The organism is Streptomyces sp. CC208A (genome assembly GCF_030010625.1).
Classification (GTDB): domain Bacteria; phylum Actinomycetota; class Actinomycetes; order Streptomycetales; family Streptomycetaceae; genus Streptomyces.
Genome location: NZ_JASCXN010000018.1, coordinates 42,588 through 68,187, shown reverse-complemented (window position 1 = coordinate 68,187; position 25,600 = coordinate 42,588). Strand labels below are relative to the sequence as shown.

The following is a 25,600-nucleotide window of genomic DNA, read 5'->3' as shown; positions in this document are numbered from 1 at the left end:
GGCCAGCCCTGTCCGCCGTCGTTGTCGGAAGAGGAGCTCGCCGCATGGTCGGCACTGGTCAAGCAACTGCGATAAGGGCGCAGCACATCCCCAAGGAGGCGGTCGAATGCACAGCAATCTGATAGTGGCCCGAATGGACTCCCGCTCGAGTGACGAGGTGGCGCGGCTCTTCGGCGCTTTCGACGAGACCGAGATGCCGCACCGCATGGGGACGCGGCGACGTCAGCTCTTCATGTTCAACGGTCTGTACTTCCACCTCCAGGACTTCGACGGCGAGGACGGCGGAGAGCTGATCGAGAAGGCGAAGACCGACCCCCGTTTCGTGCGGATCAGCCAGGACCTGAAGCCCTTCATCGAGGCCTACGACCCGGCGACCTGGCGCTCCCCCGCGGACGCGATGGCGAAGCGTTTCTACCACTGGGAGTCTCAGTGACCGGCAGGCGTGTGGTCGTCACCGGAGTCGGCGTGGCGGCTCCGGGCGGGATCGGGGCCAAGAACTTCTGGAGCCTGCTGAGCGAGGGCCGGACGGCGACGCGGGGGATCACCTTCTTCGATCCCGCGCCGTTCCGCTCCCGGGTCGCGGCCGAGATCGACTTCGACCCGGAGGAGCACGGGCTCAGCCCGCAGGAGATCCGGCGCACCGACAGGGCGGCGCAGTTCGCGCTGGTCACGGCGCGTGAGGCGATGGCGGACAGCGGTCTCGACGTGGGCGCGCACGCGCCGCACCGGATCGGTGTGGCGGTCGGCAGCGCCGTCGGCGCGACGATGGGGCTCGACGAGGAGTACCGGGTCGTCAGCGACGGCGGCCGGCTGGAACTGGTCGACCACACGTACGCCGTCCCGCACCTCTACAACTACTTCGTGCCCAGCTCGTTCGCGGCCGAGGTGGCCTGGGCGGTCGGCGCCGAGGGCCCCTCGACGGTGGTCTCCACCGGCTGTACGTCCGGCATCGACTCGGTCGGATACGCGGCCGAACTGATCCGTGACGGCTCCGCCGACGTGATGGTCACCGGTGCCTCGGACGCGCCGATCTCGCCGATCTCGGTGGCCTGCTTCGACGCGATCAAGGCCACGACCTCGCGCAACGACGACGCCGAGCACGCCTCCCGGCCCTTCGACCTGACCCGTAACGGATTCGTCCTCGGCGAGGGCGCGGCGATGTTCGTCCTGGAGGAGCTGGAGTCGGCCCGCCGGCGCGGCGCCCACATCTACGCCGAGGTCGCCGGCTACGCCAGCCGCTGCAACGCCTTCCACATGACCGGGCTGCGCCCCGACGGCCGGGAGATGGCCGAGGCCATCCGCTCCGCGCTGGACGAGGCGAGGCTCGCCCCGGAGGCCGTGGACTACGTCAACGCCCACGGCTCGGGCACCAAGCAGAACGACCGGCACGAGACCAGCGCCTTCAAGCGCAGCCTCGGCGAGCACGCCTACCGGACCCCCGTGAGCTCGATCAAGTCGATGGTCGGCCACTCGCTCGGCGCGATCGGCTCGATCGAGATCGCCGCCTCCGTCCTCGCCATGGAGAACAACGTGGTGCCCCCTACCGCGAACCTGCACACGCCCGACCCCGAGTGCGATCTCGACTACGTGCCGCTGACCGCGCGTGACTGGCGCACCGACACGGTGCTGACGGTCGGCAGCGGATTCGGCGGCTTCCAGAGCGCGATGGTTCTCGCCCGACCGGACAGGACGACGGCATGAACTCCACCAAGGTCGTGGTGACCGGCATCGGTGTCGTGTCGCCCAACGGTTTCGGCGTGACGGAGTACTGGGAGGCGACGCGCGCCTCGAAGAGCGGCATCGGCCGCATCGAGCGCTTCGACCCGGAGCGGTACCCCTCGAAGCTCGCCGGTGAGATCGACGGCTTCGTCGTCAAGGAGCACCTGCCGAGCCGGCTCGTGCCGCAGACGGACCGCATGACGCAGCTCGCGCTCGTCGGCGCCGAGCACGCTCTGACGGACGCCGGGGTGAGCACGGAGGGGGCCGACGGGTACGGCATGGGCGTGATGACCGCCAGTACCTCGGGCGGCTTCGAGTTCGGCCAGGACCAGCTGCGGAACCTGTGGAGCAAGGGCGGTCAGCACGTCTCCGCGTACCAGTCCTTCGCCTGGTTCTACGCGGTGAACACCGGCCAGATCTCCATCCGGCACGGGCTGCGCGGCCCCAGCGGTGTGGTCGTCAGCGACCAGGCCGGCGGTCTGGACGCGCTGGCGCACGCGCGCCGTCTGGTCCGCAAGGGCAGCGATCTGATCCTGTCGGGCGGCGTCGACGCGGCGATCTGCCCGTGGGGCTGGGTCGCCCAGCTGACCAGCGGGAGGATGAGCACGGAGGAGCGGCCCGACCGCGCCTATCTGCCCTTCGACGCGGACGCCTCCGGGTACGTGCCCGGCGAGGGCGGCGCGCTGCTGGTCCTGGAGGACGCCGAGGCGGCCCGCCGCCGTGGGGCGACCGAGGTGTACGGGGAGATCTGCGGCTACGGCTCGACCTTCGACCCGGCTCCGGACAGCGGCCGTGAGCCGACGCTGCGGAAGGCGATCGAGATCGCGCTCGAGGACGCGGGCCTGGGGGCCGGCGACATCGACGTGGTCTTCGCCGACGCGTCCGGTGTGCCGGAGCTCGACCGGATCGAGGCGACGGCGCTCACCGGGGTCTTCGGGCCGCGGGGCGTCCCGGTCACCGCGCCGAAGACGATGACGGGGCGGCTGGGTTCGGGTGCGGCACCGCTGGACGTCGCGACCGCACTGCTCGCCATGCGCGACGGGGTGATCCCGCCGACGGCGAACGTCACGCTCTCGCCCGACTACGACCTCGACCTGGTCACCGCGGCCCGGGACACCCCGGTGTCGACGGCGCTCGTCCTCGCCCGTGGCCACGGCGGCTTCAACTCCGCCGTCGTCCTGCGCTCCGTCGACTGGAACTGACCGAGGGAGAGGAGGCCGGAGTGGGCATCACCGGGTCGGCGGACGAGCGTCCCCCCGTACAGAAGCGCCGCATCATCGGGCTGTTCCGCCCGTACCGGAGGAGCCTGGTGTCCGTGGCGCTCCTGGTGACGGGCTCGTCCCTGGTCTCCCTCGTGAACCCGTTCCTGATCCGGGAGATCATGGACACGGCGCTGCCACAGGGGCGGACGGGGCTGCTGTCGGCGCTCGCGCTCGGCATGGTCGTGGTGTCGGTCGCGACGAGTTCGTTCAACGTGTGGCAGACCCATGTGTCGGCGAAGGTCGGCCAGGCGGTCATGCACGATCTGCGGACGGCCGTCTACGCGCACCTCCAGCGCATGTCGCTGGCGTTCTTCACCCGGACGCGGACGGGGGAGGTGCAGTCGCGCATCGCCCATGACATCGGCGGGATGCAGGTCACCGTGACGACGACCGCGACCGCCCTGGTGGCGGACCTGACGATCGTCCTCGCGACGACGACGGCGATGCTGTTGATCGACTGGCGGCTGACACTGGCCTCGCTGCTGATGCTGCCGGGGTTCGTGTGGGTGAGCCGGCACGTCGGGGACGAGCGCCGGGTCATCACCCGGGACCGGCAGAAGCAGTTCGCCGAACTGTCGGCCACCGTGCAGGAGTCGCTGTCGGTCAGCGGGATCATGCTGGGCCACACGATGGGCCGGGCGCGTTCGCTCACGGACACGTTCGCGGAGCAGTCGCGCAGGCTGACCACGATCGAGGTGCGGGCGAGCACGGCGGGGCTCTGGTACCAGTCGACGATCTGGATCGTCATGGCGTCGATGCCGGCGGTCATCTACTGGGTGGCGGGGCTGACGGCGAGCGGCGGGCAGATGGCCGTCTCGATCGGCTCGCTCGTCGCCTTCACCACCCTCCAGCAGGCCCTGTTCCGTCCGGCGCAGCGGCTCCTGACGGTCGGGATCGACGTCCAGAGCTCGCTGGAGCTGTTCGCCCGCATCTTCGAGTACCTGGACCTGCCGGTGGACGTCGCCGAGCCGGAGCACCCGGTGGAGCCCGGGAAGGTGCGCGGCGAGGTGCGCCTGAGCGGGGTGGGCTTCACCTACGCGGGAGCGGAGCGGCCCACGCTGGACGGGGTGGACGTGACGGTGCCGGCCGGGCGGAGTCTGGCGATCGTCGGGGAGACCGGTTCGGGCAAGACGACGCTGAGCTACCTGATCCCGCGTCTGTACGACCCGACGTCGGGTGTCGTGACGATCGACGGGATCGACGTGCGGGACCTGTCCTTCGGGACACTGACGGCGGCGGTGGGCGTGGTCTCCCAGGAGACGTACCTGTTCCACGCCACGGTCGCCGAGAACCTGCGCTTCGCGAAGCCGGACGCGACCGACGAGGAACTGGTGGCTGCGGCGCGGATCGCGCACATCCACGACTATCTGATGTCGCTGCCCGACGGGTACGACACGGTGGTCGGCGAGCGCGGCTACCGGTTCTCGGGCGGGGAGAAGCAGCGCCTCGCGATCGCCCGCGCGATCCTGCGGGACCCACCGGTCCTGGTCCTCGACGAGGCCACGAGCGCGCTGGACACGCGGACGGAGAAGGCCGTGCAGGCGGCCATCGACGCGGCGAGCGAGGGCCGGACGACGATCACGGTGGCCCACCGGCTCTCGACGATCCGGAACGCGGACGAGATCGTGGTCCTGAAGCGGGGCCGGGTCGCGGAGCGGGGCACGCACGAGGAACTGCTCGCCCTGGGCGGGCACTACGCGACGCTCGTGAACCGGGACTCGCGGGAGCTGGCCACCGCCTGATCCGCTCCCCCGCTCCCGTGGGGCGGCACCGCCGGTGCTCCCGCCGGCGGTGCCGCCGCCTCCGTTCCGGTGCAGCGGAAGTCGACCGTCCCATGAGCGGGCGACCCTACGGTCGGCCGACATGGAACCCTCAGACGACAGAACCCCGCCCGTGACGGGGATCGACCGCCGCTCCCTTCTCCGTGCCGGTACGGCCACCGGCCTCGGGCTCGCCGCCGCGGCCCTCCCGCTCTTCCCCGTGTCGCCCGCCTCGGCCACCCCGCCCGTGCCCGGCGGCCCCGAGCCCTCGGCGCCCGAACTGAAGCTCACCAAGTTCAAGGACCCGCTGCGGATACCGCCCGTGCTCCGGCCCCGCGACCGGGGCGACCACGACGAGCTGACCGTGCGCATGGTCACCGCCGACGTCACGCTGCACTCGGAGCTGCCGCCGGTGCCGATGTGGACGTACGAGGGCGTGTACCCGGGTCCGACGATCGCCGCGACCGCCGGCCGGCCGCTCCGGATCACCTGGGAGAACCGGCTGACCGGGAACCTGCCCGTCAAGGCCGTCGACTTCGACCAGCCCCGTCCCTCTCCCGACCCGGTCTCCAACTACCCCGGTACGGAAGGCTGCCAGGAGGTCGCGGGCGTCGCCGATCTGCCGCCCTGGGTCGCGGTGCACCTGCACGGCATGCTCACCGGCGGCGGCAACGACGGGTGGATGGAGAACCTGATCGGCCCCGGGGACGTCCAGCTCAGCGCGTACCCGAACGACCAGGCCTCGACGACGCTCTGGTACCACGACCACACCCACCACGTGAGCCGCTTCAGCGTCTACGCCGGGCTCGCCGGCCTCTTCGTCTCGCGCACCGCGGAGGAGGCGGCGCTCGGTCTGCCCGGGGGCCGTCAGGACGTGCCGCTCGTCCTCAGCGACCGGAACTTCGACACGGACGCCTCCGGCGCGCTGGTCGGCCGTTCGGTGCACAAGGTGGAGATGATCGGCCCGCAGCGGCTGATGCGTGCGCACGCCGCCCCCTACACCCTGGTCAACGGGGTGGTCTGGCCGTACCTGGAGGTGCGGCCGCGCTGGTACCGCTTCCGGATCGTCAACGCCGCCAACTCCCGCATGTACCGGCTGATGCTGCTCGCGGACGGGGTGCCCGTGCCGGGCGCGCTGCGGGTGATCGGCACCGACCAGGGGCTGCTCGACCGGCCGGTCCCGGTCGACGGCGCCCTGAACCTCTCCCCCGGCGAACGGGCCGACGTCCTGGTCGACTTCACCGCCTTCCGCGGCCGGACCCTGAAGCTGGTCAACACCTTCGAGGGGATCGCCCCCGGCGCCTCGGACCGGAGGAACGACCTCCTCGAACCCGACGTGATGCAGTTCCGCGTCGCCGACCGCCGGCCGGACACCTCCTACGCCCCGCCGGCCGTCCTCTCGGACTCCTTCCGACGGGTCGGGCACGCGGATCTGCCGCACGGGCACGCGCCCCGCTGGATCCTCGTCACCGGGCCCGGCTCCTCGGGCGTCCCCGAGATGTGGGAGGCCGAGGAGATCGACCCGGCCGGCCTCACCTTTCCGACGACCGGCGTCGTGCAGGTCCAGGACGCCCAGGGGAGACTGCGGACGCTGCGCGCGTCGTCGTACGCGTACGACGACGGGCGCGCGTTCACCATCGCGCAAGGCAGCGTGGAGATCTGGAACTACCTCAACCTCACCGGTGTCCCGCACCCCATGCACATGCATCTGGGCCACTTCCAGGTGCTCTCGCGCGAGCACTACGACGTGACCGGCTTCGACCGGGTGGCCCGGGGCACGAGCCGGCCGGTGACGTTCAGGGCGACGGCCCCGCTCGACGCACACGAGACGGGCGAGAAGGACGTCATCCGGGTGGGGACCGCCGGGCGGATCGTCCCCGGCCCCGGCGGCACCCCGGGCGAACTGGTCAGCGTCGCCGTCAGGTTCCCGGTCGTCGGCCGGGGCGTCCACCACTGCCACATGCTGGAGCACGAGCAGCACATGATGCGTCCGCTGGTGGTGAGCCCGGCCGCGCACCTGCACGTCGGCGGCCATCACTGACCGGACGGCGGGAACACGGAGTGCCCGCCCCGCCGGGGGAAGGACGGGACGGGCACTCGCGGATTCCGCTCAGGGGTTCAGCACCCAGGCGGAGTTGTGGGCGGCGAAGCCGATGTGCGGGTAGTACTCGGTCGCGGCCGGCGCCGACAGCAGCACGATCTTGGCCTGCGGCGCCTCCTTGCGGGTGGCGTCGATCAGCTCGCGGCCGATGCCAGAGCGCTGGTGGGCGCGGACCACGGCGATGTCGGAGAGGTACGTGACGTACGCGAAGTCCGAGACGCTGCGGGCGATGCCGACGAGTTCGCCGTCGACCCTGGCCGTGACGACCAGGTTGGCGTTGCGGACCATCGCGGCCATGCGCTCGGTCTCCTCGATGGGCCGGCGCTCGCCGAGGCCGGACTCGCGGTAGACCCTCAGTACCTCGTCCAGGTCGAGGTCGGGACCGTTCTCCCGCTCAATGATCCAGCTCACGAAGGCGCTCCAATCGCTTGTAGATGACGTCATGGTGTACCAGGAAGCGCTCGGGCCCCAGCGGATCGGTCCGTACGCCCTCGCGCCCGAGCAGGGTGAAGAAGTCCTCCCCGTTCGCGGCGTCCTGGATCAGCCGGTACGCCCGCTCGCGCTCGTGCCCGCTCTCCAGCAGGTCGGCGAGGACCGCCGAGCTGTAGGCGAGCCCGCCGGTGTGGTCGATCGCGGCGCGCATCCGGTCGGGGTGCACGTCGAGGTCCCGGACGAGCTCGGTGGCCGAGACCACCTGGTAGTGGGCGACCGTGAAGGCGTCCGGCAGGACGACCCGTTCCACGGAGGAGTGGGACAGGTCGCGCTCGTGCCAGAGCGCCACGTTCTCCAGCATCGTTCCCGCGTAGCCGCGCAGCAGCCGGGCGAGGCCGGTGAGCCGCTCGCTGGTCGTCGGGTTCCGCTTGTGCGGCATGGCGCTCGATCCCTGGTACGCGGCCGTGCGGGGCTCCTCGACCTCGCGGACCTCGCTGCGGGAAAGCAGCCGGATCTCGACGGCGATCTGCTCGACGCAGGCGCCGAGCGTGGCGATCGCCTGCACGAGCTGGGCGTGCCGGTCACGGGCCACGACCTGGCTCGGCGCCGGCTCCACGCCGAGGCCGAGGGTCTCGCAGACATGCTTCTCGACGAAGGGGTCGATCAGCGCGTAGGTCCCGACGGAGCCGGAGATCGTGCCGACGGCGACCTGCGCGCGGGCCTCCTCCAGCCTCCGCACCGAGCGGTCGATCGCGAAGGCGAACCCGGCCAGCTTGTGGCCGAAGGTGGTGGGTTCGGCGTGCATGCCGTGGGTGCGGCCGATGCACGCCGTGTCCCAGTGCGCGACGGCCTTCTCGACCAGCACCGTGCGCAGCCGGCGCGCGGCGCCGGTCAGCAGGTCGCAGGCGCGGGCGAGGGTGTGCCCCAGAGCGGTGTCCACGAGGTCGTAGCTCGTCATGCCGAGGTGCACCCAGCGTGCGGAGTCCTCCGGCATGTCCTCGCAGAAGGCCGCGAGGAAGGCGAGGATCTCATGGTCGCGCTCGCGCTCCAGCTCCGCGACGCGCGCCGCCGCCGGGACCCGGGCGCTCCGGATGTCCGCGAGGGAGGCCTCGGGGACCCTGCCGAGCAGTACCTGTGCCTCGGAGGCCAGGACCTCCACCTCGGCCCAGGTGGTGTAGCGGGCCTGGTCGGACCAGAGTTCCGCCATCTCGGGCAGTGAGTAACGGGCTATCACGGGCGTCCTACCTCCTCGGGGACGGATCGCCGGCGCCCCGCCGGGCGCGACGGCACGGCGGCGGTTCTCAGGCGGCCTTGCGGACGATCTCCACGGAACGGCCGTCCAGCAGGGTGCGGATGCCGTCCTCGCCGCCGGCGATGTCCATGTCCATGTCGTGCAGACGGCGGAGCACCTCCTGGACGACCTTGTCGGTCTGCGTCTCCGCGGTGCCCTCCCAGACGAGGTCGGGGAAGACGGTCAGGTGCACCTTCTCGTTGCCCTGCGTGAAGATGTTGACTTCCATGATGTCCCGAAGAGCCATACGGGCGTTGTAGATGAGGTTGTTCATAAGAGTCACCGTCTTTCGACGTCCGGTGTGTGCGGGGGCTGATTTCGCCGCACGACATGTTGCCACGAAGGAAGGGCCGGTGAACCGGGCGCGATGTTCAGCGCGTTCAACTGCGCGTGATCCTCATTCGAACACGCCCCCGCGAATTCAAGGTGTTTGACAGAAAAACTGCACTCTGTGGAATATCGAAGCTGTTCCCACATACGCCAGGCCGTGACTCACGAAAAGCATCCGGAGTGCCATGAAAATCCTGTTCGTCACCACAGGCAGCCAGGCCACCTACTACGCCGCCGCCCCACTGGCGACGGCCGCACGGAACGCGGGGCACCAGGTCATGCTGGCCGCCCACGAGCCGTGGGTGGAGACGGCTGAAGCCATCGGAATTCCCACGTTCTGCTTCACGGTCGACCCGATCCGCCACTTCATGCGGATCACGAACCCGGGCCGGGGCCTGCGGTTCCCCCGTGAGCTCGGGGACGAGGAGATGTTCGGCCAGGGCCGCGGCTTCGCCCGGATGGGCCTCGCCGGCGTCGAGTCCCTGCTCGAACTCGCCAAGGACTGGACCCCGGACGTGGTGGTGGGAAGCTCGCAGAGCTACGCGGCGATGCTGCTCGCCGCCCACCTCAAGGTCCCGTACGTCCGCCACGTCGAGTACCTGGGCATTCCGCTCACGGGCATCGACCCGGGCGCCGAGGCCGAGCTCCGCCCCGAGATGGAGCGCCTGGGCGTGGACGGGCTGCTCAAGCCCGACCTGCTCCTCGACTCCACCCCTCCGTCGCTGCGCCCGGCGCACGACCCGGACGCGCAGTCGCTGCGGTGGATCCCCAGCAACCCGCAGCGTCGTCTGGAGCGGTGGATGTACACCCGCCCGGAGGGCCGTCGCCGTGTCCTGATCACCTCGGGCTTCCGCAGCCTGATGTTCCGCGACCCGGGCTGGTCCATGCCGCTGCTGGTCAGCGAGCTGAACAAGCAGAACGCCGAGGTCCTGATCGCCGCGTCCCCGGGTGCGGCCGAACGCTTCGGCGCGGACCTGGGCGACGCCCGCGTCGGCTGGATCCCCATGGACGTGGCCGCGGCCACCTGCGACCTGGCCGTCCACCACGGTGGCGCGACCACGGCCACGACGCTGATGGCCAACGGCGTGCCGCAGCTGATCATCCCGGAGAACCCGCCGGAGTTCCCGCCGAACTACCACCGCGAGGCCATCGCCAAGGCCATCAGCGACTTCGGCGCCGGCAAGACCCTGTGGCCGGTGGCCGAGGCCCCGGACAAGGCGCCCGGCGAGACCATCGCCGCCGCCTGCCGTGAGCTCCTGGAGGAGCCGAGCTACACCGAGCGGACGCAGTTCCTGGCCAAGGAGATCTCCACGCTCCCGACGCCGCAGGACATCGTCCCCAAGCTGGAGGCCCTGCTCCAGCGCTAGTACCGCTGATGCCCCTCCCGATCACGCGCAGCGCCCCGAGACCGTCGGTCTCGGGGCGCTGCGCGTGATCGGGAGGGCGTGTGCCGTACGGGGGCGGGGCACGGGGGCACGCGCGGGTCACCGGTCACGGGGAAAGCCGAAGGCCGGCCGGTGGGGCACCGGCCGGCCTTCGGGGACGGGGTCAGGACGCGACGAGGGCCTCCAGCTCGCGGAGGACCTCACCGGGCGTCGGCAGCGCGGCGGCCTCGGCGGCCAGCGCCCGGGTCCGCGCCGCGTACGCGGGGTCGGCGAGGATCTCCCGGCAGCCGGCGGCGATCACCTCGTCGGGGTCCCGGCCCTCCTCCGGGCGGTGCTTGTCGACCATGACGGCCGCCCCGGCGGAGACGACGGCCTCGGCGACGGCCTTGCCGTAGCCGTTGTCGGGGATGATCAGCTGCGGCACGCCCGCGTTCACCAGCGTCATCGCGGTGGTGGCGCCGCCGTGGTGGACGGCCAGGTCGCAGGTGGGGGCGACCACGTCGAGCGGGATCCAGCCGATGCGTACGTCGCCGAGCTCCGCGCCGTACTTCTCGGCGGCCTCGGGGAGCGCGGCGATGAGCACCTCGGCGCCCGAGCCGGTGAGTTCGCCGACCAGCTTCCGCAGCGAGCTGCCGGGGGTGTCGAGCATGAGGTTGCGGGTGCCGGCGGTGATGAGGACGCGGGGGCGGCCCTCGGGGCGGGTGTACATCCAGGGCTCGACGCGCCGCTGGCTGACCCGCGGGACCCAGCGCATCGCGCGGGCGGCGGGGGCGCCCTCGGGGCGGATCGGCGGCGGGCAGAGGTCGATGAAGAGATCGGGCTCGGGAAGCCCGGTCAGGCCCAGGCGCTCCAGCTCCGGCTGGAGTTCGGCGACGGCGGCGCGGTCACGGCGGGCCATCGGCGCGATGTGCCAGATGTGCCGGACGTACGGAACCCCGAGGCGGGCGGCGAGGACGCGCGGCACGTGGGAGAGGCCGCCGACGACGAGGTCCGGGGTCCATGCCTCGGTGAGCTCCAGGAGGGCGTCGAGGCGGGCCGTGGCCGTCAGCGACTCCTGGCCGTAGCGCATGCGCTCGGGGGTGATGCAGACCGCGGGGAGTCCGACGGAGGCCGCCGCGGCCATGAGCGGCTCGTCGGCGGCGAGCATGATCTGGTGCCCGGCGTTCCGGGCGGCGGCGGCGAGCGGGGCGACGCCGAAGACGGCCGCCTGGCTCCCGCCGACGGTGAACAGGATCTTCATGACGAGGGGCTTCTTCCGGTGAGGGGGCGTATTGCTTGGTTCCGCGCCGTGCGGCGCGGGGTGCGGACTCAGCCGGCCTGGGCCATCTCCATGATGTATTGGCCGTAGGCCGAGTTCGCGAGGCGGCTGCCGAGGCGGTAGCAGGCGTCACGGTCGATGAAGCCCATGCGCCAGGCGATCTCCTCCAGACAGGCGATGCGCACGCCCTGGCGGTGTTCCAGGACCTGGACGTAGTCACCGGCCTCCATGAGGGCGTCGTGGGTCCCGGTGTCGAGCCAGACGAAACCGCGGCCGAGGGGGATGAGCCGGGCCTCGCCGCGCTCCAGGTAGATCCGGTTGAGGTCGGTGATCTCCAGCTCGCCCCGCTCGGAGGGCTTCAGCTCCCGGGCGTAGTCGACGACCTTGTTGTCGTAGAGGTAGAGCCCGGTGATGGCCATGTTGGTCTTCGGCTTGGCGGGCTTCTCCTCCAGGGCGATCAGGCGGCCCTGGTCGTCGAGCGTGCCGACGCCGTAGCGTTCGGGGTCGCGGACCGGGTAGCCGAAGAGGACACAGCCCTCGATGTCCTGGCCGGCGCGCTGGAGCATGGGGCCGAACTCGTAGCCGTGGAAGATGTTGTCGCCGAGGACGAGGGCCACGGAGTCGTCGCCGATGTGGTCGGCGGAGACCAGGAAGGCGTCGGCGAGACCACGGGGCTTGTCCTGCTCCGCGTAGGTCAGGTTGATGCCGAGCCAGGAGCCGTCGCCGAGGAGCCGGCGGAACATCTCGTGGTCCTCGGGGGTGGTGATGATCTCGATGTCGCGTATCCCGGCCAGCATCAGCGCCGACAACGGGTAATAAATCATCGGCTTGTCGTAGACCGGGAGCATCTGTTTCGACACGCCCAGGGTGATCGGATGGAGCCTCGTACCATTACCGCCGGCCAGGACGATGCCCTTCACCGCCGCACCTCCTCCGTGTATTTCATGTCGATCTGAGCGGATGCCCGCACTTTATAGCGGGAGATCGAACGGCCGGAAGTCGTGTTCGAGGGCGCACCTGCCATGATATCCGCGGGTGTTGACAAACAAAGTGCCACTTATCCACTCTGACCTCATCCCGATTCAGGCATGCGAATTCCTCTTGCCCTTTAGGTGGACTTGTGAACATCGAAGATCTGACACCCGACCAGGAATCCGAGCGGAGGGCCGGTATCGGCATCATCGGGTGCGCCGACATCGCCGTGCGCCGGGCGATCCCCGCGATTCGGAGGTCTCCGTTCGATCTCGTGGCGGTCGCGAGCCGTTCTCTGGCGAAGGCCGAGTCCGTCGCCGCCGACACGGGCTGCGCGGCCGTCGAGGGGTACGAGGCCCTCCTTGAGGCGCCGGGCGTCGACGCCGTGTACGTACCGCTGCCGAACAGCGAGCACGCGGAGTGGGCGCGCCGGGCGCTGGAGGCCGGCAAGCACGTCCTCATCGAGAAGCCGGCGGTACCGAGCGCCGGGACCGCCCGGAGCCTCACCGGGCTCGCCGAGGAGCGCGGGCTGCTCATCATGGAGAACTTCGCGTTCCTCCGGCACCCCCAGCACGACCTGGCCCAGGACCTGATCGCCGAGGGCGCGATCGGCGAACTCCGCTCCTTCAACGGTGTGTTCGGCATTCCGCCCACCGACCCGAACGGCATCAAGTACCAGGCCGAGCTCGGCGGCGGCGCCCTGTGGGAGGTCGGCTGCTATCCGGTGCGCGCGGCCCAGGAGTACCTGGGCGAGGAGATCGAGGTCCTGGGCGCGGCCCTGGAGTCCGACGCGAAGCTGGGCGTGGACGTGTCCGGTGCGGCTCTGCTGCGCGACGGCTCCGGTGTGACCGCGAACTGCTCCTTCGGCCTCTCGCACGGCTACCGCTCGACGTACGACCTCTGGGGCAGCGAGGGGCGGCTGACCCTCGAATGGGCCTTCACGCCCTCACGCGACGCCCGTCCCGTGCTGCGTCTTGAGCAGCGGGACCGGGAGACCCGGATCGTCGCGCCGGCCTCGGACCAGTTCCTCGGTGTCTTCAGCGCCTTCCACGCGGCGGTCCAGGACGCCTCGGCCCGTCCGGCGCACCACCGCGAACTGGTGCGGCAGGCCGATCTGATGGCCCGGATCCGCGCCCACGCCGGGTGAGGACGGCCTCGTGCCGAGACGCGAAGAACGGCAGCCGGTGCCCGAGGGCACCGGCTGCCGTTCCCATGTGCGCGCACCCGCGGAGGTCAGCCGTTCTGCAGGACTCCGAAGGGACGCGGCAGACACTGCTCGTACGTGGGCAGGAGGCCCATCGCGGCCGCCTCCGCGAGGGTGGGGGCCACCGCGTCCTTGTCCGAGCGGATCGGCGGCTCCGTCAGCTCCCACGGCAGGCCGATCTCCGGATCGAGCGCGTCGACGTCGATCATCGTGCCGGGCACGTACTCCTGCGAGCAGAGGTAGCTCATGCAGGTGTCGTCGGTCAGGGCCAGGAAGGCATGGCCGATGCCGTCGGGCAGGTACACGGCCGTGCCCGTCTCCGGGCTCTGGTACGTGACGTCGTACTGCCCGAACGTCGGGGAACCGACCCGGAGGTCGACCGCGATGTCGAGCGCGCTGCCCCGTACACAGGTCACGAACTTCGCCTGACCGGGCGGGACCTTGGTGCCGTGAATTCCCCGCAGGGTGTTCTTCCTGGACACCGAGTAATTGACCTGGCGGACAGAGAAGTCCCAGCCGCTCTCGGCCAGGATCGCACTGGCACGCACCGACTCGAAGAAATATCCACGACGGTCGCTCAGCGGTTCCGGCTCGACGCGGTAGGCGCCCGGGACCGTCATTTCCGTGATCAGCACAGGATCAGCTCCTCGTCGGCTCAGCCCGCCGCGACCGGGGCGCCGGCCGCCTGGGCGATCCGCTGCCGCATGGCGGCGGAGTCGTTGGCGTGCGGGAACTCCTCGTCGGGGACGTCGACTCCGAGGAAGGCGCACAGCGGCTCCCAGCCCTGCCGTACGTCGTAGACGAGGACCTTGTCGGCGCCGAGGGCGCGCACGACGTCCTCGTTGTGCCGGTGGTACGCCGCGACGGCGTGGTCCTTGTCCTCGAAGCGGCCCTCGAAGACGCCGTCCCAGACCATGGTGCTGACGACGCGGAGCAGCCGCTCCTGGCGGGAGCCGGGCTCCGGCGGGTGCTCCTTGCTGCGCAGGACGAACTGGTAGAGCGTGTCGTACGTGCTCCGGTACCAGCCCTCGGCGTCCCGGACGGTGACGATGACCTTGGCCTCGGGGAAGGCCTCAGCGAGCTGCCGGTAGTAGACCGTGCAGGGACCGTCGACCGCGGAGGAGTATCCGGCGAACACCGCCCGCCAGTCGGGGTCCTCCCCGTCGCAGACGATCCTCTCCCACTGCTCCAGGCGCTCGTCGTCGCCCACGATGTCGAACATGTGGAAGGAGGGCCCGAGTCCCAGCCGGTCCAGGGCCACCTTCAGCGAGGTCGTGCCGGTCCTGCCCAGACCGGCGTTGATGAGCTTCACGGACGCGCATCCCTTCGTCAGCGCCAGACCGCGGGGGCCTGGTTGGAGGCGACGTTGACCCGGTTCCACATGTTGACCAGGCCGACATGCATGAGGAGGGCGCCGAGCTGCTCCTCGGTGAAGTACTTGGCGCACTCCTCCCACACCTCGTCGGAGGCCATGTGCTCCGGGTCCGCCAGGAGGGTGACGGCCTCGGCCATGGCGAGGGCGGAGCGCTCGGCGTCCGAGAAGACGGTCTCGGTGCGCCAGGTGGCGACGAGCGGAAGGCGGTCGTCGGCGCCGTTCGCCAGGCCGGCCCGGTCCACGAGGGTCCAGTCGCGGCCGTTGATCTCGCTCACGCGCAGGCGGATCAGGTCGAGGGTCGCTTGCGGGATGCCGACCTTGCCGATGACCTCGGACAGGTCCAGCAGGGGCTGCAGGGCACCGGGAACGACCAGGGAAGGGTTGTCCATCCGTGGAGTCATCGGGTCTTCTCCTGTGCGATATGTATGTGGGAATTATCTGGGAAACATGCTGCTCCGGCCGCTGTCACATTCGCAAGAAATCACGTTCAACTGCGGATGGGAAGCAGATGTAACGCCCGCTCCCGATAGGTGAGTTGCGCGTAATTCGGGCGATGACTTGTATGGGTCTCGTGTCAGAGTCCACAACGACGAAGAGTAGGCAGCCGGTCTGCCACGGCATTCACACCACACGGAAATCTCTTCTCGAAGGTCATTCCACGGTCACCGGTCACGTCCTCGACGTGCTCGGTGCGATCCGTGCGACGGACCCGGAGATCGGTGCGTACGTCGAGGTCGCCGAGGAGCGCGCGCTGCGCGAGGCCGAGGCGGCCGACCGGCTGCTCGCCGTCCTCGGTCCGGCCGCCTTCCGCGGCCGGCCGCTGCTCGGTGTCACCGTGTCGGTGAAGGACCTCATCCAGACCGAGTCCCTCGGGACCCGGCGCGGCTCGCTGCTGCCGAACCGCCGCGAGCCGGCCGACGCGCCGTCCGTGGCGCGGCTGCGCGCGGCGGGCGCGATCGTCGTGGGCAAGACGACCACGTCCGAGTACGGGTGGAGCGCGAGCACGGTCAGCCGGGTCTCCTCCCCCACCCGCAATCCCTGGGCGCGCGACCGGACCGCGGGCGGCTCCAGCGGCGGGGCGGCGGCGGCCGTGGCGGCGGGTCTGTGCACCGCCTCGCTCGGCACCGACGGCGCCGGCTCGGTCCGCATCCCCGCCGCCTTCTGCGGTGTGGTCGGCTTCAAACCCTCGTACGGGCACGTTCCGTACGTCCCGCCGTGCCCGGAACGGCTGTCCCATGTGGGGCCGCTGGCGCGGAGCGTGGCGGACGTCGCCGAGCTCATGAAGGTCCTCGCCGGTCCCGACGGCCGCGACCCGGACTCGGCCGGGGTGCCCTCGGTACCCGGGCGGGCGGCGGGGCCGCTGCGGATCGGCTGGATCGAGTTCCCCGGTACGTCGGCTCCGGTGCGTGATGTCACGGAAGGCGTGCTGCCGGTCCTCGCCGCGCTCGGCCACCGGGTCGAGCGGGTCGAGGTGCCGTTTCCCGATCCGTACGACGCGCTCGTGGACATCCTGGCCGCCGCCGACGCGCACGGCACCGCTCCCGAGGACGAGGCCCGGTGCGACCAGGGCAGGCTCGCGGTCGTGCGGTACGGGCGCTCGCTCGGCGCCGCCGCGGTGGCCCGCGCCGAGGACACCCGGCTCGCGCTGCGGGTCCGGCTCGCCGCGGTGATGGACTCCTACGACCTCCTGGTGATGGCGACCGTACCGATCGAGCCGTTCGCGGCCGAGGCGATCGCCCCGCCCTGGGCGGCCGACCCGGCCGAGCTGCGCTGGCTGTCCTGGTCGCCCGCCACGTACCCCTTCAACCTCACCGGTCAGCCCGCCCTGTCGCTGCCCGTCGGCCTCACGCCGGCCGGCCTGCCGGTCGGGCTCCAGCTCGTGGGCCGCGTCGGTGACGACGGCCTCGTGCTCCGGACCGCCGATCTCGTCGAGTCGGCCCTCGGCCTCGCCCTGGCGCCCCCCGGCCGCCCGGCGGAAGAGAAATGACCAATGTCCCCGTGCCGTGCCCCCCGAACGGCGAGGAGAGCGGCACCGGACGCCCCTCCTGCGCCGCCGGGCGCAGGGGCGGCCGGGCCGACGACGACTTCGCGCTCCCGGCCGCCGGACTCCTCGCGACGGCCCTCGGCCCCGCTCCGGCGCACCCCCATCTCTCCGCGGAAGGAAAGTGAACATGGTCTCCAGGTCGTGGGCCACACTCGGCGAGGACAGCGGCGTCGGACGCCCCTCCTTCGTAGCCGAGTTCGGGCTCTGGGACGAACGCCAGATCGCGGCGGCCGAGCAGGTCGAGCTCCAGCTGGCCGAGGTCGACCTCGTGCGGGTCGCCTTCTGCGACCCGCACGGGCTCGCCCGCTCCAAGACGGTCCCGGCCGACGTGTTCCGCTCGGTGCTCCGCAACGGCATGGACTTCAGCGCCGGGCCGTTCCTCTTCGACACCGGCCACGCCGTCGCCGTCGACTTCCTCGCGGACGCCGGCGTCGGTGTCGGCGAACTCCTGGGCGCGGGCGACTTCGTGCTCGTCCCCGACCCCCGTACGTTCCAGGTGCTGCCCCGGGACAACGGCGCACGCACCGCCTGGGTGCTCGGCGACGAGTACCTCCGCGACGGCACCCCGCACCCCCTCTCCTCGCGCGACGTGCTGCGCCGGGTCCTCGCCGAGTACGCCCGCCACGACCTGTCGCCGGTCATCGGCCTGGAGGTCGAGTGGTACCTGACCCGGCTGGCCGGCGGTCCCGTCGGCAACGAGGGCAACGGCTTCGGCGCCCAGGGACCGGCCCCCCGGGTGGTGGCCGTCAACCCCGGCTACCAGTTCAACCTCGACTCCGCCTACGACTCCGTCGCCGACATAGCCGACCCCCTCGCCGCGATGCTGATGCGCCTCGGCCTGCCGCTGCGCTCCTTCGAGCACGAGTCGGGCCCCGGGCAGCTGGAGACCACCTTCAACCCCCTGCGGGCCCTCGACGCCGCCGACGCGATGCTGCTGTTCCGCACCCAGCTCAAGCAGGAGTGCCGGCGCCTCGGCCACCACGCGTCCTTCATGACGCTGCCGCGCCTGGAGAGCTTCGACGCCAGCGGCTGGCACCTCCACCAGTCCGTCAGCAGCGCCAAGACGGGGCGGAACCTCTTCGCCGAGGGCGACGGTCTCCAGGACGCCGTCTCCGCCGACGGCCGGGCGTACATCGAGGGACTGCTCTCCCGCGCCCGGGAGTTCTGCCTGCTCTCCGTGCCGACCGTCAACGGATACCGGCGGCTCGCGCCCGAGTTCACGCTCGCGCCCACCACCGTCGACTGGCAGTTCGAGAACCGCAGCGCCATGGTCCGGGTGCTCAGCGGCGGCAGCGCCACCCACGTCGAGAACCGCATCGGGGAGCCCTGCGCCAACCCGTACCTCCTCATCGCCGCCCAGCTGCACGCGGGCCTCGAAGGGATGCTCGCCGGGCCCCCGGCCGTCCCCGCCCCGCGCCCCCAGCTGCCGCGGACACTGCGCGAGGCGCTCGACGCCTTCCGCGCCGGCGAGAGCACCGAGCGGCTGCTCGGCGCCCCGCTCAAGGCATGCCTGGCCAAGCTGAAGGAGAGCGAGGCCGACCGGTTCGACGCCTGGTCCGCCACCGCCCCGCCCGAGGCCCTCGCCGGCGTCGTCACCGAATGGGAGCACCGCGAGTACTTCGGTGCCTTCTGAACCGCCGTTCCGCACCCCCACCCGGGTGTCCCCCCAGAGAGGAAGAGGGTGAGCACACCGTGCCGAAGGTGAAAGAGACTCCGTCCGGAGCCGACACCGCTCGCGCCGAGCGGATCGCCGAGCGCTCCCGCGACGAGAACTGGAAGAAGCCCCCGCGTCGCATCGAGACGTCGGAGTGCATCACGTGCGACACGTGCCTGCGCAGCTGCCCGCCCGAGTTCGGGGCGATCTTCGACGACGGGCTCAACGTCGTGATCGTGCCCGAACTCTGCTCCGGCTGCCCGAAGTGCGTGATGGTCTGCCCCGTCGACTGCATCTACGTCGACGAGGACTGGACCGCCACCGAGGCCCGCATGTGGGACCACATCGAACTGACCGCCGGAGGAACCGCATGACCATCCCCACCGAGCCGGACCGGACGCTCGACCGGCGGGCCGCGATGGCCAAGGCCCGCCGGAGCCGCCGCCCGAGCAGACTCGGCAGCGCCGCCGGGGTCGCGGAGAGGCCCGAGCAGCCGGGCGAGAAGGACGCCGGGTTCCCGGAACTGCTCCGCAGGACCTGGCGACAGGCGGTCGACGCCCCCGACCTCGGCACCGCCGTCGACACCCTCCTCACGCTCGGCGGGCACGTCCCGGCCGACATCCAGCTGCGGGCGCTGCCCGTGAAGGCGGAGGCCGCGCTCAAGGTGCTCGCCGGCCGGAACTGGCGGAAGGACGGCAGGGCCGCCGACCGGCCCGAGGGCGCGGACACCGCGTTCCTCGGCGAGATCGGCCTCGACCGCAGCGGCCGCATCCTGTTCCGGGTCCCGTCGGAGGGCCCGCTGAGCGGCGGGGCCGAACTGGTCGACGGCGTCCTGCGGGTGCCGTGGTCCGCCGAGGATCTCGCCGACTACCAGGTCGAGCTGGCCCTCGCCACCGACCGCTGGTACGCCTCCGTGCGCGACTGCCGCAACTGGCTGCTCGCGGCCGGCGCCGAGGGCCGGCGCGAGGTCCTGGAGCAGCTGACGGAGGCTGCGCTGCGGACGGCGCCGTTCGTCCTGTACGCCGGCGAGCGGCGGTACACGAACTTCCGCGACCAGAACAACCTCACCGGCAAGACACTGCGTCCGGGACATCCCGACTGCGTGCTGAGCAGCCTGCGCACGATCCCGCTGGAGCTGTGGGCGGACAGCGACGTCCTGTTCGTCGTCTGCCTGACGCTGCTCGTCCGCTCGGCCGGGTACGCCCGGATCGAGGAGGCCAACGGGACCCAGCTGACGCTCGACCACGTGGCGCTCCTCCTGGAGCGCGCGCGCACCGCGTACAACGCCGCGGCGCCCGAGCTGCCCCCGGTGCCGGCCCCGGCCGCGCACAGCGTCCTCGCCCTCGGCGAACTGGCCGACGCGCTGGCCGCCCGCCGCCGTGAGCTGATGGGCTCCTCGGTCAAGCTCTACCGGGAGATCCACGGGCCGCTGATGCACAAGATCGAGCGGGTCTCGGGCCCCGTGAAGGACGACGCGGCGCGGCTGGAGGCCGCGTTGTGCGCCCGGCTGAGCGAGCGTCTGCCGGTCTCCGGCGCCACGTTCGCGGAGCTGTCCGCGGCCCTGGAGGGCTCCCCCGGCTGGCTGGCGGAACCGCACGGCGACTTCGGCTCCGGCCTGGAGTCGCTGGTGTACGAGACGGTGGCGGCCGCCACGGTCGTCTTCGACGCGGACTTCGCGATGAGCCGCGGCATGCGGTCGCTCCCGGCGCTGATCGAGGCGCTGCGCGCGGAGGCGTACCCGACGATCGCCGCGTGGGAGATCCCGCACTTCTTCTGCTGTGTGGTGCCCTCGGAGGAGGCGGAGCGGCTCTTCGGCGGTTCGGCTTCCCGGCTGGCCGACACCGCCTGGGCGATCTCCTCCCGGATGCAGTACAACTCCTGGCACTTCCTGGTCGGCAACCTGCCGAAGGTGCCCGAGATCGCGGCGCGCGACCACTTCGTCCCGCCGGCGATCCCGGACATCGCGTACTACTCCGACCAGCATCACAACGGGCACCTCGCGGCCCGGGTGCGGTTCACCGTCCGCAGCCCGCAGGCGGTGGAGGTCCTCGGCCGGCGCTTCAACGGCTTCATGGACCTCCGGCTGCTGCGCTGCGAGGGGCTTCCCTTCGACGAGCAGGACCTGCTGGCCGCCGACCGCGCGTCCGCCTTCGTCGCGGGGGCCACCAGCCTGGCGGCGGCGCTGGTCGCCGAGGGCACGGACATCGAGGTCACCGCCTTCGACTCGCGGTGGCACTGGGCCACGATCGCCGGGTGAGGCGGCGCAAGCACCACGTAGGGCCCCTGGCTTCCGCCAGGGGCCCTACGTCTGTGGGGGGTGGGTCCGGGGATCAGACCGCGGCGGCGGCCTCGGCCGCCGGCTGCTCGGCGGAGCGGGTGTGGACCGCCTGGTAGCCGTTCCAGTCGACGCTGGTGGTCAGGGCGTACCGCTTCTCCTGGTAGGCGTCACGGGCCCGGATCCACTGGGCCTCGGGCTGGTTGCGGAAGGAGTCGTAGAAGACCTTGCCGTCCCACTGCGAGTAGACGACGACGAAGTCGTTGTCCGTGCCGACGGTGGCCAGGGTGCCCTCGCCGCCGTCCAGGTTGCGGGAGCGGATGCCGCGCATGATGCTCTGCGAGCGGTAGCCGGGGACGTCCACCAGCCACTCGTGGGCGGCACCCAGGGTGTCGACCAGGGCGCCCTGCTGGTTCGGCTTCACACCGAGGATCTCGATGACCGTGTAGTCGTCGCGCTCGGGCGAGATCTCGGTGACGTCGCCGTACTCGGGGTGGCGCTGGCTCAGCTCGACCTCGGTCTGCATCAGGCGGACGTAGGTGGTGATCTCGCGGAAGACCGGCACCGTGTGGTGCTTGAACTCGGAGTCGTTGTAACGGGACTCCAGGTCGTCCATGCCGCGCCACTGGATGAAGTTGGCGGTGCCCGGGTTCTGCCGGCCGCGGTGGACGGTGCTGGAGATCCAGCCCGGGTAGGCGGCGACGTCCACGATCTTCTTCATCTCGTCGACGAGGGTGTCGACGCGGTCGCGGGAGTCGGTCTTGAAGAGGTTGAGGACGGTCAGGTGGCCGGCCTCGGGGCTGATGATCGGCATTGCTGCTCCTTGGGAACGGGGTCTACGGAAGAGGGGGCGGCGCCCCGCCGGGAGGGCGGGGCGCCGGCTGTCGCTCAGTTCTGGGAGGCGGCGCCGAACCAGCGGTTCAGCGCGTCCACGAGGCCCTCGGCGCCGGCCTGGTCGGCGATCCAGGCGGTGTAGCCGTCGGGGCGGACGAGGACCGCGTCCACCTCGGCGAGCGGCCCCTCGGGGCGGACCGCGGCGGTGACGACGTCGACGCGGTCGGCCCACGGCGCGGCGGCCTCGGCGAGGGCGGAGTCACCGGTCAGGTCGAGCAGGACCGGGCGCCCGGCGTGCAGGGTCTTGTAGGCGGTCGTCTCGCCGTCCTCGCCCGTGAAGGCGAAGTCCGGAAGACGGCGGCCGAGCAGCGGGTGCTCACCGGCCCCGGCGTCGTACGTGATGTCGAAGCCGGTGACGAGGCCGACGAGGTGCTTGCGGACGTCCTCGTGGGCGAGGAGTTCGGCGAAGACGGCGCGCATCGGGTCCATCTCGGGGCCGCCGAGGTACAGGCTGCGCTGGGCGAGCGTGTTGGCGATGATGCGGGCGGCGACCGGGCGGCGCTCGGTGTCGTACGTGTCGAGCAGGCCCTCGGGGGCGTGGCCCTTGAGGGTGGCGGCGAGCTTCCAGCCGAGGTTGACGGCGTCGCCGAGGCCGGCGCTGATGCCCTGGGCGCCGATCGGCATGTGGATGTGCGCCGAGTCGCCGGCGAGGAAGACGCGGCCCTTGCGGTAGGCGGCGGCCTGCCGGCTGGAGTCGGTGAAGTAGCTGAGCCAGACGGCGTTGCCGCCGGAGATGTCGTCCCCGGTGACCCGCTTGAAGGAGTCGGCGACCTCCTGGAAGGTCGGCGGCTCGGAGGTCGGGCGGACGCCCGCGCCTCGCTCGTAGCAGACGACGCGCGTGGTGTTGGGGCCGACCGGGAGGACGACGACCATGCCGGTGTCGCCCAGCTCGCCGGTGGGGCGCAGCCGCACCTGGACGTCGGTGACGTCGGCCATCAGCATCTCGATGGTGGCCTCGGTGCCGGGGAAGTCGATGCCGGACAGCTTGCGGACGATGCTGCGGGAGCCGTCGGCGCCGACCAGGTAGCGGGCGCGGAGGGTGCGCGGGCCCTCGGGGGTGTCGGCGGTGACCTCGACGCCCTCGGAGTCGTCGGCGAGACCGGTGACCTCCCAGCCGCGGCGGATCTCGGCGCCGAGGCCGGTGGCCCACTTGGTGAGGTTGGCCTCGGTGAAGGCCTGCGGGACGCCGCGTACGCCGAAGTTGCCGCCGGGCAGGATGGTGTAGTCGAGCGGCATGCCGCCGAAGTGGCCGACCGGGATGACGCCCATCTCGCCGAAGGACTCCAGGAGACCGCGCTGGCCGAACTCCTCCATGGTGCGGGCGGAGAAGCCGAGGGCGCGCGACTGGCGCATCGGCTGGGCGAGCCGTTCGAGGACGAGGGCCTCGACGCCGGCGAGGCGGAGTTCGCCGGCGAGCATGAGTCCGGTGGGGCCGGCCCCCACGATGATCACGTCGGTGTCAAAGTCCTGCACTGTCGTTCCTGCCTTCCATGGGTGTCGTGTGTGCCGGGAGCCGGTCGTCGAGGTTGCTCGCCACCGAGGTCAGATGGGCGCGGACCCCGGGGAGGCCGATCAGCTCGGAGAGGACCGCGCGCAGCGGTTCGGTCTCCGGGCCGCCGAGCATCAGGCGTTCCTGGGCCGCGACGTGGTCGAGGACCCGGGCGGCGGCGGGGTGCCGCACCTCGTGGTAGCTGTCGAGGAGTCCGGGCGCGGCCGTGCCGCGTACGGTCTCGGCGAGTTTCGGGCCCAGGTCGACCGCGTCCTGAAGTCCGGTGTTGAGGGCCTGGCCGCCGACCGGCAGATGCCAGTGGGCGGCGTCGCCGGCCAGCAGGACCCGGCCACGCCGGTACTCGGTGGCCTGTCCCCTGGCGTTGTCGAAGGCGTCGAGCCAGAGCGGGGCGCCGCCGGAGATGTCCTCTCCGGTGACGTGCCGCCAGGCGTCGACGACTTCGGTGAAGCGGGGCGGGCCGGTGCGGGCGGGCACGGGCCCGCCGAAGGCGTGGACCATGATCCGGGTGACTCCGTCGCGGGTGTTGGCCACGGCGAAGCCGTCGGCGAGCCGCTCGAAGCGCCGCTCGCGGACGGTGAGCCCTCGGACGTCGGCGCGCAGCAGTTCCCTGGTGGCCGGGGTGGCGGTCACCGGGATGCGGGCGAGCCGGCGGACGGTGCTGTGGGCTCCGTCGCAGCCGACCACGTATGCCGCGCGGAACTCCAGCGGCCCTTCGGGGCCCTGGGTCCGGCAGAGGACGTGGTCCGGCCGCTCGGTGAGTCCCGTCAGTTCGTGGGAGCGGAGGGTCTCGACGCCCAGTTCCGCGGCGCGGGCGCCGAGGGCGGCCTCGGTGCGGTACTGGGGGACCTTCCAGTTCCCGGCGTACGGGCTGTCCACCGGGGTCAGCGCGAAGCCGAGGCCGCCGAAGTGTGTACGGGGTTCGTGCGTGGCCTCGGCGAGGAGGTCCTCGAAGCCGCGCTCGTGGAGCAGCTCGGCGGTCCGCGTGGAGAGCTGGCTGGCGCGCGACTCGGTCATCGGCCGGGCCAGCTTCTCCACCTGGACCACCGGGACCCGGGCCCGTCCCAGTTCGCAGGCGAGCAGGAGCCCGACGGGGCCCGCGCCGACGATGACGACCGGCACGTCCGCCCGGGTCGGGGTCATGACTCCGCGCCTCCGCCGGCGAGGGCCTCGGCGTGGGCCTTGGCGAGGCCGAGGGTGGCGAGGCTGTTGGTGCTGAGCGCGCTCTGGACGAACGCGGCGGCGGTCTCGACGGTGGCGTCGGCGCCGAGGACCTTGGTGATGTTCTCGGTGTTGATGCGCACGGTGTGGCGGGAGGTGACGGCGACGCCGCCGTCACGCTCCTCGATGAGCCAGCGGCCGGTGTGCAGGGTCATGAGGGCGGGCAGGACGACCTGCTTGTAGACGATCGTCGTGGCCGGGGTGCAGACACGGACGGAGCGGGTCGTGTGGGTGCTGCCGTCCTTGGCCCGGGTGTCCATCTCCAGGATCTGGAGGCCGGGCTCGTCCTCGTCCAGCTGGACGCGGCCGACGTGCGGCAGGCGCTCCTGCCAGAGCTGGGCCTCGTTGAGGAAGTCGTAGACGTCCTTGCCCCGGCCGTCGACGTGGACGGTGTCCTCGAAGGTGATGAGCCGGTCGGTGCCGGTGGCCTCGGCGCTCGCCTTGAGTGCCTGGAGTTCGGAGCCGCTGTTGCGGTCGACGGCCTGGCGGATCCACTCCAGGTCGGCGGGGTCGTCGGTGGCGGCGTGGAAGTCGTGCAGGAGGCGGACCCGGGAGGTGGTCTCGGTGAGGGGCTCGACCACCCAGGCGCCGCCCATGCCGCCTACGGGGTGCTGCGAGCGTTCCTGACGGAACGTCACCGTCAGCTTCGCGGCGTCGTGTTCGCGCCGGGAGGTCCAGGTCTTGGCGGTGCCGTTGGCGGTCGCCCAGAGCCGGATCAGCTCGGATCCGCCCGTGCGCTCGACGACCTCGGCGTGGACGGTGGGCGGGAAGGTCTCGGGCCAACGGGTGACGTCGGCGACCAGTGCGTACACCAGTTCGGCGGGGGCGTCGACGTCGATCGTGTGCTCGGTACGGTGGATCTCGTGCTCGGTCACGTGTGTGTCTCCTCAGAAGTAGCGGGGCGGCCCGTGGCCTG

General features: G+C 71.6%; 24 protein-coding genes. 12 read left to right on the top strand and 12 right to left on the bottom strand.

Translation table 11 applies throughout. The annotated features are described in order from the left end of the window. The first annotated feature begins 106 nt into the window (after positions 1-106). The 5 genes from QK442_RS20225 to QK442_RS20205 all read left to right on the top strand — a co-directional run bounded on the left by QK442_RS20225 (position 107) and on the right by QK442_RS20205 (position 6,782). Positions 107-433 (top strand): TcmI family type II polyketide cyclase, encoded by a 327-nt coding sequence (locus QK442_RS20225; RefSeq protein ID WP_282695396.1) that lies wholly within the window; start codon positions 107-109, stop codon positions 431-433. Then, the gene (locus QK442_RS20220) at positions 430-1,701 is read left to right on the top strand and encodes a beta-ketoacyl-[acyl-carrier-protein] synthase family protein (protein WP_282695395.1); all 1,272 of its coding nucleotides are present in this window, start codon (positions 430-432) and stop codon (positions 1,699-1,701) included. Before QK442_RS20225 ends, QK442_RS20220 begins: the two co-directional genes overlap by 4 nt. Next, complete coding sequence (locus QK442_RS20215) at positions 1,698-2,921, top strand: ketosynthase chain-length factor (RefSeq protein ID WP_282695394.1); 1,224 nt, start codon at positions 1,698-1,700, stop codon at positions 2,919-2,921. The genes QK442_RS20220 and QK442_RS20215 overlap by 4 nt, the downstream gene beginning before the upstream one ends. Positions 2,922-2,941: 20 nt before the next feature. Further along, entirely contained in the window at positions 2,942-4,723 is a 1,782-nt protein-coding gene (locus tag QK442_RS20210; protein WP_282695393.1) for an ABC transporter ATP-binding protein, read from the top strand. Positions 4,724-4,844: 121 nt separating this feature from the next. Further along, positions 4,845-6,782 carry a multicopper oxidase domain-containing protein gene (locus QK442_RS20205; protein ID WP_282695392.1) on the top strand — a complete coding sequence of 646 codons (1,938 nt, stop codon included), beginning with the start codon at positions 4,845-4,847 and terminating at the stop codon, positions 6,780-6,782. A gap of 69 nt (positions 6,783-6,851) precedes the next feature. Here QK442_RS20205 and QK442_RS20200 read toward each other — a convergent pair whose 3' ends face one another. The 3 genes from QK442_RS20200 to QK442_RS20190 form a co-directional block, all read right to left on the bottom strand. After that, the gene (locus tag QK442_RS20200) at positions 6,852-7,253 is read right to left on the bottom strand and encodes a GNAT family N-acetyltransferase (RefSeq protein ID WP_282695391.1); all 402 of its coding nucleotides are present in this window, start codon (positions 7,251-7,253) and stop codon (positions 6,852-6,854) included. After that, positions 7,237-8,508 (bottom strand): adenylosuccinate lyase, encoded by a 1,272-nt coding sequence (gene purB / locus QK442_RS20195; protein ID WP_282695390.1) that lies wholly within the window; start codon positions 8,506-8,508, stop codon positions 7,237-7,239. The genes QK442_RS20200 and purB overlap by 17 nt, the downstream gene beginning before the upstream one ends. A gap of 67 nt (positions 8,509-8,575) precedes the next feature. Next, complete coding sequence (locus tag QK442_RS20190; protein ID WP_282695389.1) at positions 8,576-8,839, bottom strand: hypothetical protein; 264 nt, start codon at positions 8,837-8,839, stop codon at positions 8,576-8,578. Positions 8,840-9,080: 241 nt separating this feature from the next. On the opposite strand from QK442_RS20190, the gene QK442_RS20185 reads away from it, so the two are divergent. Then, positions 9,081-10,262: a nucleotide disphospho-sugar-binding domain-containing protein gene (locus tag QK442_RS20185; RefSeq protein WP_282695388.1), complete on the top strand. Its 1,182-nt coding sequence runs from the start codon at positions 9,081-9,083 to the stop codon at positions 10,260-10,262. 181 nt (positions 10,263-10,443) lie between these two features. Here the strand turns inward: QK442_RS20185 and QK442_RS20180 are convergent, their stop codons facing one another. Together QK442_RS20180 and rfbA are read right to left on the bottom strand one after the other, a co-directional pair. Further along, the gene (locus QK442_RS20180; protein WP_282695387.1) at positions 10,444-11,520 is read right to left on the bottom strand and encodes a nucleotide disphospho-sugar-binding domain-containing protein; all 1,077 of its coding nucleotides are present in this window, start codon (positions 11,518-11,520) and stop codon (positions 10,444-10,446) included. Positions 11,521-11,588: 68 nt separating this feature from the next. Beyond that, positions 11,589-12,458: a glucose-1-phosphate thymidylyltransferase RfbA gene (gene rfbA, locus QK442_RS20175; protein WP_282695386.1), complete on the bottom strand. Its 870-nt coding sequence runs from the start codon at positions 12,456-12,458 to the stop codon at positions 11,589-11,591. Between the two features lie 200 nt (positions 12,459-12,658). On the opposite strand from rfbA, the gene QK442_RS20170 reads away from it, so the two are divergent. After that, positions 12,659-13,657: a Gfo/Idh/MocA family oxidoreductase gene (locus tag QK442_RS20170; protein WP_282695385.1), complete on the top strand. Its 999-nt coding sequence runs from the start codon at positions 12,659-12,661 to the stop codon at positions 13,655-13,657. 86 nt (positions 13,658-13,743) lie between these two features. On the opposite strand, the gene rfbC is transcribed toward QK442_RS20170, so the two are convergent. Genes rfbC through QK442_RS20155 form a run of 3 tightly spaced genes read right to left on the bottom strand, consistent with a single transcriptional unit; the run spans position 13,744 to position 15,478 of the window. Further along, a complete protein-coding gene (gene rfbC, locus QK442_RS20165) occupies positions 13,744-14,349 on the bottom strand; it encodes a dTDP-4-dehydrorhamnose 3,5-epimerase (RefSeq protein ID WP_282695384.1) in 606 nt (201 codons plus the stop codon). 20 nt (positions 14,350-14,369) lie between these two features. Further along, entirely contained in the window at positions 14,370-15,026 is a 657-nt protein-coding gene (locus tag QK442_RS20160) for a sulfotransferase family protein (RefSeq protein WP_282695383.1), read from the bottom strand. 17 nt (positions 15,027-15,043) lie between these two features. Beyond that, complete coding sequence (locus tag QK442_RS20155; protein WP_282695382.1) at positions 15,044-15,478, bottom strand: carboxymuconolactone decarboxylase family protein; 435 nt, start codon at positions 15,476-15,478, stop codon at positions 15,044-15,046. Positions 15,479-15,771: 293 nt separating this feature from the next. Here QK442_RS20155 and QK442_RS20150 point away from each other — a divergent pair, with 293 nt between their 5' ends. The 5 genes from QK442_RS20150 to QK442_RS20130 all read left to right on the top strand — a co-directional run bounded on the left by QK442_RS20150 (position 15,772) and on the right by QK442_RS20130 (position 21,044). After that, entirely contained in the window at positions 15,772-17,076 is a 1,305-nt protein-coding gene (locus tag QK442_RS20150) for an amidase family protein (protein WP_282695381.1), read from the top strand. After that, the gene (locus tag QK442_RS20145; protein ID WP_282695380.1) at positions 17,073-17,258 is read left to right on the top strand and encodes a hypothetical protein; all 186 of its coding nucleotides are present in this window, start codon (positions 17,073-17,075) and stop codon (positions 17,256-17,258) included. The genes QK442_RS20150 and QK442_RS20145 overlap by 4 nt, the downstream gene beginning before the upstream one ends. A 2-nt stretch (positions 17,259-17,260) precedes the next feature. Beyond that, positions 17,261-18,766, top strand: a complete 1,506-nt coding sequence (locus QK442_RS20140) for a glutamine synthetase family protein (protein WP_282695379.1) — start codon at positions 17,261-17,263, stop codon at positions 18,764-18,766. A 68-nt stretch (positions 18,767-18,834) separates the two neighbouring features. Continuing rightward, entirely contained in the window at positions 18,835-19,161 is a 327-nt protein-coding gene (locus QK442_RS20135; protein ID WP_282695378.1) for a 4Fe-4S dicluster-binding protein, read from the top strand. Then, positions 19,158-21,044, top strand: coding sequence for a hypothetical protein (locus tag QK442_RS20130; RefSeq protein ID WP_282695377.1), 1,887 nt, complete (start codon positions 19,158-19,160; stop codon positions 21,042-21,044). Before QK442_RS20135 ends, QK442_RS20130 begins: the two co-directional genes overlap by 4 nt. Positions 21,045-21,117: 73 nt before the next feature. On the opposite strand, the gene QK442_RS20125 is transcribed toward QK442_RS20130, so the two are convergent. From QK442_RS20125 to QK442_RS20110, 4 genes are all read right to left on the bottom strand, one after another. After that, positions 21,118-21,876: an antibiotic biosynthesis monooxygenase gene (locus QK442_RS20125; RefSeq protein WP_282695376.1), complete on the bottom strand. Its 759-nt coding sequence runs from the start codon at positions 21,874-21,876 to the stop codon at positions 21,118-21,120. Between the two features lie 74 nt (positions 21,877-21,950). Beyond that, the gene (locus tag QK442_RS20120) at positions 21,951-23,429 is read right to left on the bottom strand and encodes an FAD-dependent monooxygenase (protein ID WP_282695375.1); all 1,479 of its coding nucleotides are present in this window, start codon (positions 23,427-23,429) and stop codon (positions 21,951-21,953) included. Then, a complete protein-coding gene (locus QK442_RS20115) occupies positions 23,416-24,606 on the bottom strand; it encodes an FAD-dependent monooxygenase (protein ID WP_282695374.1) in 1,191 nt (396 codons plus the stop codon). The genes QK442_RS20120 and QK442_RS20115 overlap by 14 nt, the downstream gene beginning before the upstream one ends. After that, positions 24,603-25,559 carry an aromatase/cyclase gene (locus tag QK442_RS20110; RefSeq protein ID WP_282695373.1) on the bottom strand — a complete coding sequence of 319 codons (957 nt, stop codon included), beginning with the start codon at positions 25,557-25,559 and terminating at the stop codon, positions 24,603-24,605. Before QK442_RS20110 ends, QK442_RS20115 begins: the two co-directional genes overlap by 4 nt. Between the last annotated feature and the right edge of the window lie 41 nt (positions 25,560-25,600).

Coding starts and splice junctions, on each gene's coding strand:
- QK442_RS20225 (WP_282695396.1), top strand. CDS start 107: ATGCACAGCAATCTGATAGTGGCCCGAATGGACTCCCGCTCGAGTGAC.
- QK442_RS20215 (WP_282695394.1), top strand. CDS start 1,698: ATGAACTCCACCAAGGTCGTGGTGACCGGCATCGGTGTCGTGTCGCCC.
- QK442_RS20205 (WP_282695392.1), top strand. CDS start 4,845: ATGGAACCCTCAGACGACAGAACCCCGCCCGTGACGGGGATCGACCGC.
- QK442_RS20190 (WP_282695389.1), bottom strand. CDS start 8,839: ATGAACAACCTCATCTACAACGCCCGTATGGCTCTTCGGGACATCATG.
- QK442_RS20185 (WP_282695388.1), top strand. CDS start 9,081: ATGAAAATCCTGTTCGTCACCACAGGCAGCCAGGCCACCTACTACGCC.
- QK442_RS20180 (WP_282695387.1), bottom strand. CDS start 11,520: ATGAAGATCCTGTTCACCGTCGGCGGGAGCCAGGCGGCCGTCTTCGGC.
- QK442_RS20155 (WP_282695382.1), bottom strand. CDS start 15,478: ATGGACAACCCTTCCCTGGTCGTTCCCGGTGCCCTGCAGCCCCTGCTG.
- QK442_RS20145 (WP_282695380.1), top strand. CDS start 17,073: ATGACCAATGTCCCCGTGCCGTGCCCCCCGAACGGCGAGGAGAGCGGC.
- QK442_RS20140 (WP_282695379.1), top strand. CDS start 17,261: ATGGTCTCCAGGTCGTGGGCCACACTCGGCGAGGACAGCGGCGTCGGA.
- QK442_RS20130 (WP_282695377.1), top strand. CDS start 19,158: ATGACCATCCCCACCGAGCCGGACCGGACGCTCGACCGGCGGGCCGCG.
- QK442_RS20125 (WP_282695376.1), bottom strand. CDS start 21,876: ATGCCGATCATCAGCCCCGAGGCCGGCCACCTGACCGTCCTCAACCTC.
- QK442_RS20115 (WP_282695374.1), bottom strand. CDS start 24,606: ATGACCCCGACCCGGGCGGACGTGCCGGTCGTCATCGTCGGCGCGGGC.